Source organism: Frateuria edaphi (genome assembly GCF_021117405.1).
GTDB lineage: Bacteria > Pseudomonadota > Gammaproteobacteria > Xanthomonadales > Rhodanobacteraceae > Frateuria_A > Frateuria_A edaphi.
This window is the reverse complement of record NZ_CP088251.1, coordinates 2,024,851-2,038,887: the sequence shown is the minus strand read 5'-3', so window position 1 is coordinate 2,038,887 and position 14,037 is coordinate 2,024,851. Positions and strand designations below refer to the sequence as shown.

The 14,037-nt window shown below is 61.5% G+C and carries 11 protein-coding genes; 8 read left to right on the top strand and 3 right to left on the bottom strand.

Annotation, left to right across the window (positions count from 1 at the left end):
* The first annotated feature begins 32 nt into the window (after positions 1-32).
* The 6 genes from LQ772_RS09650 to LQ772_RS09625 all read left to right on the top strand — a co-directional run bounded on the left by LQ772_RS09650 (position 33) and on the right by LQ772_RS09625 (position 7,854).
* The gene (locus LQ772_RS09650; protein WP_231320478.1) at positions 33-1,868 is read left to right on the top strand and encodes an ATP-dependent nuclease; all 1,836 of its coding nucleotides are present in this window, start codon (positions 33-35) and stop codon (positions 1,866-1,868) included.
* A gap of 303 nt (positions 1,869-2,171) precedes the next feature.
* Positions 2,172-3,266 carry a DUF4062 domain-containing protein gene (locus LQ772_RS09645; protein WP_231320476.1) on the top strand — a complete coding sequence of 365 codons (1,095 nt, stop codon included), beginning with the start codon at positions 2,172-2,174 and terminating at the stop codon, positions 3,264-3,266.
* A 214-nt stretch (positions 3,267-3,480) separates the two neighbouring features.
* On the top strand, positions 3,481-4,311 hold the full coding sequence (locus LQ772_RS09640; protein WP_231320474.1) for a hypothetical protein: 831 nt from the start codon (positions 3,481-3,483) through the stop codon (positions 4,309-4,311).
* 222 nt (positions 4,312-4,533) lie between these two features.
* On the top strand, positions 4,534-4,911 hold the full coding sequence (locus LQ772_RS09635; protein ID WP_231320473.1) for a VOC family protein: 378 nt from the start codon (positions 4,534-4,536) through the stop codon (positions 4,909-4,911).
* Between the two features lie 31 nt (positions 4,912-4,942).
* Positions 4,943-5,491 (top strand): DUF922 domain-containing protein, encoded by a 549-nt coding sequence (locus LQ772_RS09630; protein ID WP_231320471.1) that lies wholly within the window; start codon positions 4,943-4,945, stop codon positions 5,489-5,491.
* A 1,139-nt stretch (positions 5,492-6,630) separates the two neighbouring features.
* Positions 6,631-7,854 (top strand): sensor histidine kinase, encoded by a 1,224-nt coding sequence (locus LQ772_RS09625; RefSeq protein WP_231320469.1) that lies wholly within the window; start codon positions 6,631-6,633, stop codon positions 7,852-7,854.
* A gap of 123 nt (positions 7,855-7,977) precedes the next feature.
* Here the strand turns inward: LQ772_RS09625 and LQ772_RS09620 are convergent, their stop codons facing one another.
* The gene (locus tag LQ772_RS09620; protein WP_231320468.1) at positions 7,978-8,934 is read right to left on the bottom strand and encodes a LysR family transcriptional regulator; all 957 of its coding nucleotides are present in this window, start codon (positions 8,932-8,934) and stop codon (positions 7,978-7,980) included.
* A 135-nt stretch (positions 8,935-9,069) separates the two neighbouring features.
* Here LQ772_RS09620 and LQ772_RS09615 point away from each other — a divergent pair, with 135 nt between their 5' ends.
* On the top strand, positions 9,070-9,849 hold the full coding sequence (locus LQ772_RS09615) for an SDR family NAD(P)-dependent oxidoreductase (RefSeq protein WP_231320467.1): 780 nt from the start codon (positions 9,070-9,072) through the stop codon (positions 9,847-9,849).
* Positions 9,850-10,045: 196 nt separating this feature from the next.
* On the opposite strand, the gene LQ772_RS09610 is transcribed toward LQ772_RS09615, so the two are convergent.
* Positions 10,046-11,464, bottom strand: a complete 1,419-nt coding sequence (locus LQ772_RS09610) for an aldehyde dehydrogenase family protein (RefSeq protein WP_231320466.1) — start codon at positions 11,462-11,464, stop codon at positions 10,046-10,048.
* A gap of 115 nt (positions 11,465-11,579) precedes the next feature.
* Between LQ772_RS09610 and LQ772_RS09605 the strand changes: the two genes are divergently transcribed.
* Positions 11,580-12,506 carry a LysR family transcriptional regulator gene (locus tag LQ772_RS09605; RefSeq protein WP_231320465.1) on the top strand — a complete coding sequence of 309 codons (927 nt, stop codon included), beginning with the start codon at positions 11,580-11,582 and terminating at the stop codon, positions 12,504-12,506.
* 78 nt (positions 12,507-12,584) lie between these two features.
* Here the strand turns inward: LQ772_RS09605 and LQ772_RS09600 are convergent, their stop codons facing one another.
* On the bottom strand, positions 12,585-13,805 hold the full coding sequence (locus LQ772_RS09600) for a PQQ-dependent sugar dehydrogenase (protein WP_231320464.1): 1,221 nt from the start codon (positions 13,803-13,805) through the stop codon (positions 12,585-12,587).
* Positions 13,806-14,037: the final 232 nt, after the last annotated feature.

Below are 14,037 nucleotides of genomic sequence, written 5' to 3'. Positions count from 1 at the left end.
TAGTCCCCGCGTTTGCTCTCAGGGAGTTGAGCATGTCCTTGTACATACGAAACATCGAGATCCGAAATTTTCGATCAGTAAGAAATCTCGTACTAAAGCCGAACTCGCTTTCAGTTTTAGTAGGTAAAAACGATTCGGGTAAGTCGAATGTACTTCGCGCCCTCAACTTGTTTTTTAATGGGAGAATCGGAGCGCTCGACAGTTTCAACTTCGACACCGATCACAATATCTATAACAAGCCTAACCGTCGGGCTAGAGAGGTTTCGATTAAGCTCGAGATCGACTTGCCGGGAAGCTACAGACGCGTGAATGGTGATTACGTTGTTTGGGAAAAGCGCTGGCGCTCGGATGGGCTATTTCATAGCAGCTATATGGGCAGGAGAGATGTCGCTGGTCCCCGAGGAGGGGTGGGGTTCGAAGAAATCGAAATTCCTGACCGGTCTAACGTACACGGCCTCTTGCGAAATATAAATTACGTGTACGTGCCTGCTATCAAAGATCCTGAATATTTTTCGGAGCTGCGGGCCAGCATTTACAACGTAATTTCCGAAGTTGCAGACCGACAGTTCAGAAACTCCAGTCGTGACTTTGAGCGCTCGATTTCCACTCAGCTGCAAGACCTAACTAACCAGATCGCAAGATCGCTAGGATTTCAGTCCCGCCTAGCGTTACCTAAGGATCTAAGTCATATTTTTGAAAGCCTTGATTTTTTGAGTGAGTCAGACAGCATCTCTCTCGATGCACGAGGTGACGGCGTTAAGGCGCGACACATACCTCTCATCCTAAAATTCATGGCAGACAAAAAACGTGGTTTGCAAGGGCGTGGCGCTCAACCTCATACCTTCATATGGGGATACGAAGAGCCGGAAAACAGCTTGGAACTCGCGAGCTGTGTCGAACTTGCTGACCAGTTCTTGGATTTTCTGGATGAGGGGATCTCGCAGGTTTTTCTTACCACGCACTCACCGGTTTTCTACAACCTACACCGCAAGCAGGAGGAGGATGATGACTGGATCAACATCCATCACATGTTCCGCGATGTTGGTGAAGAAGGGACCAAGGAGGCAGCAGAACTGAGCGATCTAGATGAGCGGATGGGCACTATGACGCTCTTTTCCCCTCTGGTCGCAGATTTAGAGGACAGAGTTCGCAGGCAAGAAAAGGCGAAGGCCTCAGTCGAAAGGCTTGCTGCCGCTCGCAGGCGGAAAATATTTGTGGAAGGCCCATCCGACAAAATTCTCATTGAAAAGGCGCTTCAGGTATTCGCTCCTGACTATGCTGCACAAGTTGACGTTGAAACCAGGGAAAGTGCTGGCATCAACTATGTGATCGACATGCTCCGATCTTGGCGAAGCAAGGCAAAGCATGATCCTGAAATTCCCAAGGCGGCTGGATTGCTCGATTTGGACGAGGACGCACGGGTGGCGGCGACAGAGTGGAACAAGGTTCCGGACAACATAAAATCTGCAAAATGTTTTAAGCTTCCAACGCCGCCGCATATTTTGCCAGCTATAAACGCTGGCTTCCGAATACCCGTTGTACTGGAAACCCTATACGATAAGCCCGCTTGGGAATGGGCTGAGCGGAGTGGACACTTGGTTGATAGAGATAAGACGAGTGTTGTCCCTGTGGCGCTTACTAACAGAATCATCGACGGACAGACCGCGCTCGACGACCACCTTAATCCCGCTTGGTCCATATATGTAAAGAAGGAGTTTGCGCAGCACGGCAAACGGCCAATGGCACGTTTTCTTGCGAATTTGCCAGAAGCTTCGTTCCGCCAACGGTTCGCATTTCTTGAGGGTACCTTGGGCTCGATCACATCCTACATTTTTGCCGCCGAGGGTAATGTAGGGCAGGAAGATTGACTAACCTCTTTCTCGATCAGACTGGCAACAAGGGATGGGGGGAAACGCAACAAAGAGGGACGCAATTAAGGTGGGATAATTGCCTCCGGCGCCTTCAGGGTGGGCGTAATTTTTTTTGATTGGGTTAACCGGAGTCGGATAACCCGGGTCAGAGCTTTTTTTTAACGCCAGAGCAGAGGCGGGTTCACCTATCGCACTTATTAGAAATCGAGAGCTGGACCTGATCCCGTTCCCGTCGTTCTTGACTACTCCAGCTTTTCTGGTGTCGGGTTTTCTTATAAACGTTTTCGTTGAGTGGGAACCATGGATCGTCGACATCAAGTTTTCATATCGTCCACGTTCTCCGATCTTAAGCAGGAGAGGGCAGAGGTTGTGCAAGCTTTGCTCGAGCTGGATTGCTTTCCAGCTGGGATGGAGATCTTTCCAGCAACCAGCGAAGGTGCATGGGATTTGATTAAGGGTGTAATTGATGATTCAGATTACTACTTGTTGGTAGTTGGCGGTCGTTATGGTTCAACCGAGATGAGCGGGTTAAGCTACACCGAAAAAGAATATGATTACGCTGTATCGATCGGGAAGCCGATTGTTGCCTTTTTACATGGAAATCCCGGGGCTATCTCTTTAGAAAGGTCTGAGCAATCAGAGGCAGGAAGAGAACGCCTGGCGGCCTTTAGGTCCCGTGTGGAGGCCGCTCATCACTGTAAATATTGGTGCACCCCTGATGAATTGGGCGGGAAAGTATCTCGCTCTATCGTGGCATTGCGAAAGACTCATCCGTCAGATGGCTGGGTGCCTGGTGCGTACGCCACCGATGAGAACTCCCGCGTGGAAGTGGCCATGTTGAGAGCAAGGGTCGCTGAGCTTGAGGCGCAGCTGAACCGGAAGCTAGAAGAAAGCAACATGTCAGTCGCCGATTTATCCTCCGGTTTGGATGAATTTGAGACTGACGTTTACTTTAAAACGTCCAAGCAGGCCAAGAAGTGGCACAGAGTCAACTTCTGTTGGGATCAAATATTAAAATATGTCGGCCCAACGTTGCTTCCAGAATGTTCTGACGAAGAGTTCGTGGAAAAGTTGCATCTTTGCTTTGCGCATGCTGCCGAAGCTCGGCTCCAGAAAGAAGATAAGGAAGACAAGGTAGATCTCGGCTCCGTTATCCTGCCGCACGTTATCGTCGATGCGATTAAGGTCCAGTTTCGCGCACTGGGCTATATGGTGCCAGGGACAAAGCGTAGAGCGGTTTCTGATCGCAAGACCTATTGGAAGCTTTCTACCGTGGGCGAGGCTCAGCTCTTAAAGATACAGGCCATTCGAAAGGAAGGGGGCAGGGAGAAAGCGGTGTCTTCAAAAAGAAAAAAGGGGTCAGGTTCATTTTCCCGCGGCGGCAATCGAACCTGACCCTTTTGTCTAAAAATATCGGGTCGCAGCCCCTTATTTTGTCTTTGATGGATATGGCGAGTTGAACGAAGTAGGCGTATGGTGTCGCGCACGGCGCCGGTCAGGGATGAGGATGGTCATGGGCAAGTAAGGTTGCGCCGGTGCAACTGCGCCGATGTCGGGCGGCGATCGTCGGAACGTTCAAAAGCGAAATACAAACCACGGGGAATTTTACATGCCACGTTTCTACCTTCTCCGCCGCGCTCTATTCGTGAGTGTCGGCCTGGCCGCTGCCTGCATGTCGCTGCCTGCACTCGCCGATATGCCCACCGCAGTCACCTTCCCGGCAAACAGCGTCTGGGCGCAGGAAGTTGGCAACCTCACCCATTCCGACGACTCGCTTGATTACACGGTTGCGGTCGCGGCGGGCAAGACGTTGCAGCTCAACCTCCTGAGCCGTAATCCCAACGTGTTTTTCAAGGTGAAGGATCAGAGCCAGGACAAGGTGGTGCTGGATACCGGCAAGACAGGCGAGTCCACCTGGTCAACACCGAACCCGACGGCCACCACGTATGCGATCCGGGTCTATATCGATTCTGCCGCGATCAAATCCGGCGAAAGCGCGAAATTCGCGCTGCAGATCGGGCAATACGGAGCCGAAGACATGCAATCGCCGGCGACCGCAGTGACGTTCGAAGCTGGCAAGCCATGGGCGCAGCGGGATGGGGTGCTGGATTCCGGGGCTCCTGTCTACAACTTCACCGTTGCCATCGCGGCCGGCATGACAGTCAAGGTCAATCTCGTCTCGGGCAATCCCGAATTGCACTTCAGAGTGACCGACCAGACCCATGACAAAAAGCTGGTCGACACGAGCACGACCGGAGCGAACACCTGGTCCGAATCGGTTGCGGGAGCGACGAATTACGAGATTCAGGTGTACGTCGATCCAGCGGCGATTCCGTCCGGACAAAAAGCACGGTTTACCCTGCAGGTCGGACAGTATGCTTCGGGGGACATGCAGCCCGCGAAGCCAGCCTCCGTGCCCGCAGCTGCAGAACTGAAGTAACACTTACGGGGACGGAGGCAATTATGGCCCCGCACGCTCAGCGCTTTGGGTCTTTCAATCGCGAGTTGGGATCAGAGTGCACGTTCGTGACAGGCGCTTTGTGCAAAGTCGACTCCGACCCTGTTTCGAGCCTGCGCCGTCCGGCTGTGACGCCCCTGTAACGGCACGCGCGCAACCTTATGGGAGCGCCGCGGGGTTCCCGCCGTTGGGGAGGAGAACACCATGCTCCAGGGCAAGACGTCGAACGCCATCGTCGCGGTCAGCGACCTCGAACGCGCTCGCGCGTTCTACACTGACATCCTCCGCCTGGAACTGGCCGAGGAGGCCATGGAGGGTGTGCTGAGGTACCGCACGGGCGACAGCTACCTCGTGGTCTACCGATCCGAAAATGTGCGGCCAGGCTCGGGCAATGCAGTTGCCTGGAATGGCGGCGAAGACGTGGAAACCATCGCCGAGGCGTTGCGCGCCAAGGGCGTGACGCTCGAGGAATATCCTGCGTTGGGGATGCGAATCGACCGTGGCGTCCACACAGCCGACGGCTTCGCTGCCATCTGGTTCAAGGATCCGGATGGCAACGTGCTCCACGTAAACAGCGTCTGACCTGCTGCAACGATAACGGAGCGCACGCTGCATGTTCGCCACGCCGCCGCTACCGCCACCAGCCATTCCGGTGCCGGTCATTCAGGAGGATGTCCGCTACTACGCCATCGAAGGTCGGAACGAGCCGGCGCTGGTCGCACAGATGAATGCGAAAGGCTACGCAAGCGGGGGTAACCGCTATTGGGCATACACCGCGCCGCAGCTGACCTGGAATTTCGATGTGAAAGACGTGGGCGGTCGCTGCATGCTTGTCCACCCCAAGGTGTCGCTGATCATCACCACGACCCTGCCGTCGTGGACGCCGCCACCTGGCACGTCCGACACTGTGGTGGCCAAGTGGCATGACCTCGAGCGAGCGATGCGCCATCACGAGGGTGAGCACGCAGAGATAGCCCGCACCGCGGCCGAGGCGTTGGTGGCGTTGATGCGTGAACACCCTACCGACGTCTCCTGCGACCACCTCAACGCCTTCTTGCAGGCGAAGGGGAGGGTGATCATGCAGCGTGCTGACGCTGCTGGTATTCGGCTCGATGCGCAGACCAGGCATGGGGCGTCAGAGGGGGTGGCCCTGCGCTGGTGAGATCAACAGGAACTAACGGGGTCAGATCCCTTTTTATTAAGAGCGGGCATGACTGAGGCTGGGGTCAGAGTGCACTTTTAAAGTTGATTCTGACCAGATCTTTGATCAGCTTCAGATCACAGCCCCGAGGAAGTGGGCGCGGGTTCCCTTTGTCGGCTGCTTCGTAAACATTCAACCCACTCAACAAACCGATCGAGAGCGCACTTATGAAAGGCATGGATCAGAAGAAGAGCGACAAAAAGAAGCCGCTGAAGACGCCGAAGGAGAAGAGGGCTGAGAAGGCTGCAAAAAAGGCCGAGAAGAGATAGGGGGCCGACGATAAGGGGCGGAGCCAATTAAACTACGTAATGGCTCTGCCTTTTCGCGATAATAGCCTCCGTCTCGTTTTTGGGAGGGCCTGGTGACAGGGGGCGCCTTCAAAGTGCTACGAGGTAGGGGAATGGCGCGATCGAGGCTTATCGTACCGGCAGTGTGCATGTTGATCTTACCGGTCGGCCATGCTCCCGGAAGTGCCCCATGGCCGCAATCTGCGGCACGGCCTGGAGCGCAGGTTCGACTTGCTCCTCTACATGTTCCGGGCAACGAGAGTCCCCCGCAGCCCTCGAGGCCGGGCGGCATTGATGTTACCGATCCAAACAACCCTGTACCCGGGTTTCTCTGCTCTACAGAGCGCAAGCTTTGGGTGCAGACGAAGCCATGCCCGGCTACCTACGCACCGAGTTCCAGCGCCGGGCCGACGGCGGTCCGGCAGCGGCCGTTGAGCCGCCAGACACTCTGCCAGTACCTCGCGTATGGAATCTCCGTGCGTCCGGAGTCACCGACCGGCCTGCAGTCAAAGGAGCGGAACACGCTCTTGTGGAAAAACCGCTGTGGTGGTTAATGCCGTGTCGAAAAAGGGGCAGGTTCATTTTTTTTTGGGGGCCGGCAAACGGACCTGACCTTCGCGGCGGCGGACGGCGCCTTGCCGTCTCGGTGCCCAGCGGATTTCCTTGTGGTCTGCGCCCCGAGTGCCGATGATGGTCGCCTTGCACGGTTCCATCGATCCTACCGTCATGCCAGCGCTCCCTTCTCGGCAACGCATGCATCGGCGGGACAGTCCGAATTGTCCATAGATCGCCTGTCGTGCTCACCGTTCTGCCATGACCGACAAGGGAGAAGGCATGTACCCGTCGCCTGCCGAGCAAGCTGCCAACACGGAGGTCTTCATCACCTCCGAGTTGTATGCCCGGGTTCCCCGCAAGGTCGACTACCGGCGCGAGAAGGCCGCGCTCCAGGATCTGGCGGCGCGCATGGCCGGTTGTCCCGACGAGCTGCTTCCCCGGCTGGTGGATCTCGCGCTGGAAACAACGGGAGCGGTCACCGGTGGATTGAGCCTCTACGACGAGGCATCGACGCCCGGCGCATTCCGCTGGCGTTTTCTCCGCGGCTTGCTGGAGCCGTTTGACGGCGGACTTGCGCCCCGCGACTACAGCCCTTGCGGCATCACGCTCGACCAGCGCGCCCCGGTACTCGCGCAGAACCCGGAAAAGGTTTACGACTGGCTGGTTGAAGCGGGGCTGTCGCTGCCGGAGGTTCTGCTCGTGCCGCTCTACGTCGGCAGCGATTCGCCGCTGGGCACGCTGTGGGTGGTCGCCGATAGCAACGGGTACTTCGATGGGGAGCATGCCCGCGTCCTGACCGAGTTCGCATCGTTCGTGGACATCCCGTTGCGCATGGTGCGCAGCGAACAACACCTGCGCCAGACCCTCGACGAGCAGGAAATGCTCACCCGGGAGATGAACCACCGGATCCAGAACCTGTTCGCGATGACGCACAGCCTGGTCCGCATGAGTGCGCGCCATGCAGGCAGCGCAAGCGAACTGGCCGACACGCTGCTCGGGCGGCTGGGTGCGCTGCAGCGCGCCCACGGGCGGGTGCGCAGCGGCTTTGCCTCGTCGCAGGCGGCCCCGAGCGGATCGGATCTCGAGGACCTGATCCGCGACATCATGGAGCCGCACGAAGCAAAGTCTGGACCCGCGCGTTGCGCCCTCTCCGGCACGCCGCTCGTTTGCGGCCCGCGCAGCGCGACGGCTCTCGCGCTCATCTTCCACGAGTTGGCGACCAACGCCGCCAAGTACGGCGCGCTCTCCACCGAGGTCGGCCGTGTCGCCATCGACTGGCGCGAAGAGGGCGAACGCCTGTTCCTGCGTTGGACCGAGAACGGAGGACCGCGGATCGAGGGCAGCCCTGAGCGGTCGGGATTCGGCGCAACTTTGGTGTTGAACTCGGTGACCCGGCAACTGGGCGGCTCGCTTCGGCACGACTGGCGACCGTCGGGCCTGGTCCTTCAAATGGAACTGCCGATCGCAGCACTTGCCCAGTAAGTGTCTTCTGAGTCTAGAAACCGCCTGGAATGAGTGTGGAGGCTCTAGGTAACGGCAATCCCCCCGGCGTTACGCTGGAAGATCGCGAAACAAAGAATTGATGCCCCTTGGGGACCGAAGGGCTCAGGTTCCTTCTCCCGTGCGTGATAAACGAACCTTGCCCGTTGCAACTGTCGCGCTCCGATCGAGCGCGGCGAACAGTTCCATCGTCCACTCGACGAACACCCGTACCTTGGTGCTGAGCTGGCGGCTGGGCGGATAGACGATGTAGACCTCCTGCGGCGCCGGCCGCCACCGTTCGAGAACCGGGATGAGGATGCCGCGCTCGATCGCCGGGCGGACCATGAAGTCCAGCGTATGGATCAGGCCCAGCCCGGCCAGGGCGACGGCGACGTGCGCGTTGCTCTCGTTGACGCTGATCGGGGTCGGCGGCTCGATCTGCAACGGCTTGCCCTCGTCCAGGAAATGCAGGGGCTGATTGCGGCCGGTGCGTGCGGAGAAATAGCCGGCAACGACGTGGCCGCCGTCCAGCAACTGCTCGGGACGCTCGGGGGTGCCATGGCGAGCGAGGTAGGCGGCGCTGGCGCAGGTCGTCCAGGCCAGCGCGCCGATGCGTCGGGCGATCAGCGCGGGGTCGGTGGCGCTGTTGCGGATGGCGCAATCGATGTTCTCGCCGATGAGATCGACAGTGCGATCGGTGACGCCCAGGTGCAGTTCGATATCGGGGTAGGCGGCGCGGAAGCCTGGCAGGGCCGGGATCAGGATGCCGCTGGCCACCGAGCCGCCGGTGTCCACCCGAAGGCGTCCGCGCGGATTGCTGCGGGCGCGGCCAAGCGTCGCCTCCACGTCGGCCAGTTCTTCCAGCACCAGTTGCATGCGCTCGTAGTAGGCGGCGCCATCCTCGGTCACGCTCACACGCCGGGTCGTGCGCTCCAGCAGTTTGACCTTGAGATGCCGCTCGAGTGACTGGATTGCCTTGCTGACCGTGGCGGTCGGCATCTGCAACGTCTGCGCCGCCCGCACGAAGCTGCCGGTTTCCACGACGCGAGCGAAGGCACGGATGGCTTGCAGATGGTCCATCGACGGCGTCCCACGGGAAGGACGGTAATTATCCACCTGTGGAAATAAAGAAACCACGAAATCCGGATTTATCCGCTTTTCGTTGAGGAATAGTCTGCTCCCGAGGGCGACATTCGGTCGCCCAGGAGAGAGTCCATGAATACCCCGACCTCCATCCACAGCACGCGCCACGCCGGCAAGATCGCCCTGGTCACCGGCGGAAGCTCGGGCCTGGGCCTGGCCACCGCGGAGCGGCTGGTGCAGGAAGGCGCCGAGGCCGTGTACATCACCGGCCGCCGCCAGGCCGAACTGGATGCCGCGGCGGCGCGGATCGGCGCGAAGGTCGTGCCGATCCGCGGTGACATCGCCGTGGCCGCGGACCTGGACCGCATCTTCGCCACCATCAGCGAGAGGCACGGCCGCCTGGACATCCTGTTCGCCAACGCCGGCGGCGGCGAGTTCGCCCCGCTGGGCGCGATCACCGAGGCGCAGTTCGACAAGTACTTCAACATCAATGTCAAAGGCACGCTGTTCACCGTGCAGAAGGCGCTGCCGCTGATGAAGCCCGGCGCGGCGATCGTCATCACCGGCTCGATGGTGTCGAAGCAGGGCGTACCAGCGTTTGGCGTCTACGCCGCGACCAAGGCGGCCCTGCGTTCATTCACCCGAACCTGGGCCTCGGACCTCAAGGGCAGCGGCATCCGCGTGAACATCGTGGCGCCCGGCGTCGTGGTCACGCCGGGCTACAAGAGCGAGCTGGGCATGAGCGACGAACAGATCGCGCAGTTCGAAGTGCATACGGCGGCGGTCACGCCACTGGGGCGAAGTGGAAAGCCGGAGGAGGTGGCCAGTGCCGTGTCCTTCCTCGCTTCGGACGAGGCCAGCTACATCACCGGTGTGGAGCTGTTCGTCGATGGAGGCCAGGCGCAGGTCTGACGGCCAAGCCACCATGAGGCCACGTTCACTTGCCTGGCACTTCTAGAGCTGACCGGGTCCGCAAAAGCGATCTAGCCCACCGGGCCAGGTTCATTTTCCCGTGGGGGTCAATGAACCTGACCCGTGAGGCAAGGCAGCTGGTAGCCGCTGTGCTCCGGCGGCGCTCGTGACCAGCAGCAGCGGGCCGCCCTGACATTCAACCCACCACGATGGCCTGTGGCTCCAGATATGCCTCCAGCCCGTAGTGGCTGTTCTCCCGCCCGATGCCCGACTGCTTGAACCCGCCGAACGGCGCCTTCGGTTCGTGAGTGAGGGTGTTGACCAGCACGCGGCCGGCCTGGATTTGCGAGGCCACGCGGGCGCCACGGGCGCTGTCGCCGGTGAGCACGTAGCCGTGCAGGCCATAGGGCGTGTCGTTGGCGATGGCGATGGCTTCGGCTTCGTCCCGGTAGGGGATGAGGGTAAGCACCGGACCGAAGATCTCCTCGCGGGCGATCGTCATGTCGTTGCGCGCGTCGGTAAACACGGTGGGCTTGACCAGCCAGCCGCGGGTCATGCCATCGGGGCGACCTTCGCCGCCGATCAGCACGCGGGCACCTTCCTCGATGCCGCGACGGATGTAGCCCTGCACGCGCTGCCACTGCCTGGCGCTGACCATCGGGCCGATGGCGGTCGCGGGGTCGCGCGGATCGCCGGCGGGGGTGGCGCGTACCTGCTCGACGATGGCGGCCTCGCATTCGGCCAGCCGCGAGGCGGGTACCAGGATGCGCGTGCCTGCAATGCAGGCCTGCCCGCTGTTCATGAAGCCGGCGCTCACAGCCAGGGGCACGGCGGTGGCGAGGTCGGCGTCGTCCAGCACGATGGTGGGCGATTTGCCGCCCAGCTCCAGGGTGACGCGCTTGAGCGTATCCGCACTGCTGCGCATGATGGCGCGTCCGACGGCGCCGGACCCGGTGAAGGAGATCTTGGCCACGTCCGGATGTGCGCTGATCTGCGCGCCGACCACGTCGCCGCGTCCGTTGACGATGTTCGCCACGCCGGGGGGCAGGCCGGCTTCGTGCAGGGCCTCCATCACGATCTGTGTTTGCAGCGCGCTCATCTCGCTGGGCTTGATCACCGCGATGCAGCCGGCCGCCATCGCGGCGGCGAGCTTGCCGCAGATGAAGCTGGCGTTGCTGTTCCATGGCGTGATGAGCCCGGCCACGCCGAGCGGTTTCATCACCACGAGGGCGCTGCCGGCCGGGCGCTCGAACGGGTACTCGGCCAGGGTCGCCGCGGCCTCGCCGATCACCTGGTGGCTGTAGGCCGCCATCCAGCGCGCGCGCGAAACCGGCGCGCCGTATTCGGTGACGATGGCTTCGAACAGCTCGTCCTCGCGCGCGGCCATCGCCGCCTCCATCCGCTGCAGCATGGCCATGCGCTGCTCGCGGCTGGTGCGCGAGAACGCGGGGAAGGCGGCCTTGGCCGCGGCGATGGCAAGTCGCGCATCGTCGGCGTCGCCCAGGCGCACCTGGCCGATGACCTCTTCGGTGGCAGGGTTAAACAGGTCGAACCATTCGCTGCCGTGCGGGGTGACGAAGGCGCCGTTGATGTAGATGTGCTCGATGCGTTGCATGGGAGTGTCCTCGAAGGGCAGGGGGGGCGGGTCGAGGAGCAGTGTGGGCGCGCGGCACCGTTGCGATAAGCCGGTGTATGGTGCAAGGGGCATCCTCATTATCGGGACAATCCGCATGCACCGCTCCGGCCTGACCGAACTCGACGCCGTGCTGGCGGTGGCCCGCCGCGGCAGCTTCCGCGCGGCGGCGAAGGAGCTGGGCATGTCCACCTCCGCGGTGAGCAATGCAGTCGCCGGGCTGGAGGCGCGCCTGGCGTCGCGGCTGTTCAACCGCACCACGCGCAGCGTTGCGCTGACCGAGGCGGGGCAGCGCTACGTGGCGCGCATCGAGCCGGCGGTCACGGAGATCCGCCGAGCGTCGGAGGAGATCCATGGCGATCCTTCCATGCCTTCGGGGACGTTGCGGCTGAACACCTCGGCGGGCGCGGCGCAGATGATCTTCGACACGTTGATCGTCGAATTCCTGCAGCGCCATCCGCAGATGAAGGTGGACATCGTGAGCGAGGCGAAGCTGGTGGATATCGTGGCGCTGGGTTTCGACGCCGGCATCCGGCTGGCCGAGAGCGTGCCGCAGGACATGGTGGCCGTGCCGCTGAGCCCGGACCTGCGCATGGTGGTGGTGGGCTCGCCCGCGTACCTGGCCGCGCACGGCGTACCGCAGTCGCCTGCGGACCTGGCCGGCCATCAGGCGGTGCGCATGCGGCTGTCGCACGGCGGGCTGCATCACTGGGAGCTGGAGCGTCGCGGCGAGTCGGTCACGGTGGACGTGCCGGGCCGCGTCCTGCTGGACGATCCGCTGCTGATGCGCCAGGCCGCGCGCGCCGGCATGGGCCTGGCGTTCCTGTCCGAGTGGCACATCCGCGACGAGCTGGCGCGCGGCGAACTCATCCCGGTACTGCAGGACTGGTGCCCGCCGTTCCCCGGCCTGCGTCTTTATTACCCGGGCCATCGCCACGTGCCGGCCGGCCTGCGCGCACTGATTGACCTGGTACGCGAGCGGGCGGAGGCATCCGGTGGCGGGGAACCAAGGGGGCGGAGGTAGCTATGCAAAAAAAGGGTCAGGTCCATTTTCCCGTATCGGTAAATGGACCTGGCCCCTTGTTTGATCTGAGCTGCCGATTTATTTCGGCGTGAGGTGGTACAGCCCACCCGGTGCGGCATCTTCCAGCATCCAGAGCGTGCCGTCCGGCGCTTCTTCGATATCGCGGACGCGTTTGCCGATGTTCCAGCGCTGGACGGCGGTGGCTCCGCCCTTGCCGTCGAACGTGACGCGAACGATGGTCTCGGCGGCAAGTCCGCTGATCAAGGCGCTACCTTTCCAGTGCGGGAAAACGTTGCCCTTGTAGAACATCAGGTTGCCCGGTGCGATCACCGGCACCCAGTAGATCACCGGCTTGGCGAGGTCGGGGCGCGTGTCAGGGTTGGGGATGGGCACGCCGTTGTAGTTGACGCCATAGGAGACCAGCGGCCAGCCGTAGTTCTTGCCACGCTGGATCAGGTTGAGTTCGTCGCCGCCGCGCGGGCCATGCTCGACTTCCCACAACCGGCCGTCGGGTGCGAAGGCGAGGCCATACGGTGTGCGGACACCGGTGGCCCAGGTTTCGGCCGGCGTCAGGTTGGGCCCGGGGAAGGTATAGGTGCTGACCACCGGCGCGGTCTTGGCCTTCTCCGTGTCCTCGGCAGGGTCAATCAACGGAATGGTGCGCGCACCGACCTTGCCTGCCCACGGGTTGCCGGGCGCGGGCTTGCCGTCCAGCGTCAGTCGCAGGATCTTGCCTGCCGGCTGGTCGGGATCCTGCGCGGGTGTGAAGCGCTGGCGGTCGCCCACGGTGAGGAAGAGATATTTGCCATCCGGCGAGAAGGCGATCTGGGCGCCGGCCTGGCCGCCCTTGCCGGTCGGCATCTGTCGCCACAGCACCTTGAAGCCGTCGAGGCGAGGCTGCTTGCCATCGAGCACGAGCTGCCCGCGGCCCAGCGTCAGGCCGCCGCCATACTCGCCCGGGGCGACATAGGTGAGGTAGACATTGTGGTCGGTGGCGTAATGGGGCGAGAGGAAGACGCCCAGCATGCCGTTCTGACCTTCCACATAGGAGGGCGGGACGCCTGCGATCTCGGTCTTGGCGCCTTGCGGGGTAACCAGGTCGACGCGGCCGACCTTCTCGGTCACCAGCATGCGGCCATCGGGCAGGAACGCGATGCGCCAGGGTAGATCGAAGCTCGCCACCTTCGTCATGGTGAAGGGCAGGCCGGGATCGGTTTCCTGTTCCCCCGCGTTGGTCTGCGCATGGACGGCGCACGTCAGCAGGGCCGCAAGAATGCCCCCGGTTGCCAGCTTCATCATCTGCCCGTTTCCTTCTTCGAACGACCGGGAACATCTTAGTGTCGGGCTGCGGTGATGGTGTGACGGGACGATCGGAAACAGGGCTCAGAGTGGGCGATGGAGAAGAAGCGATAGAGCGGTCGGCTTCATTTTTCCCCGTGTCGGAGAAGGGGACATGTGTCGGAGACCCCGAGCTACGCAGTCCTTTTGCAAGGTGCGCATGATCCCACTGCCACACGGGCGCGTGAGGTTC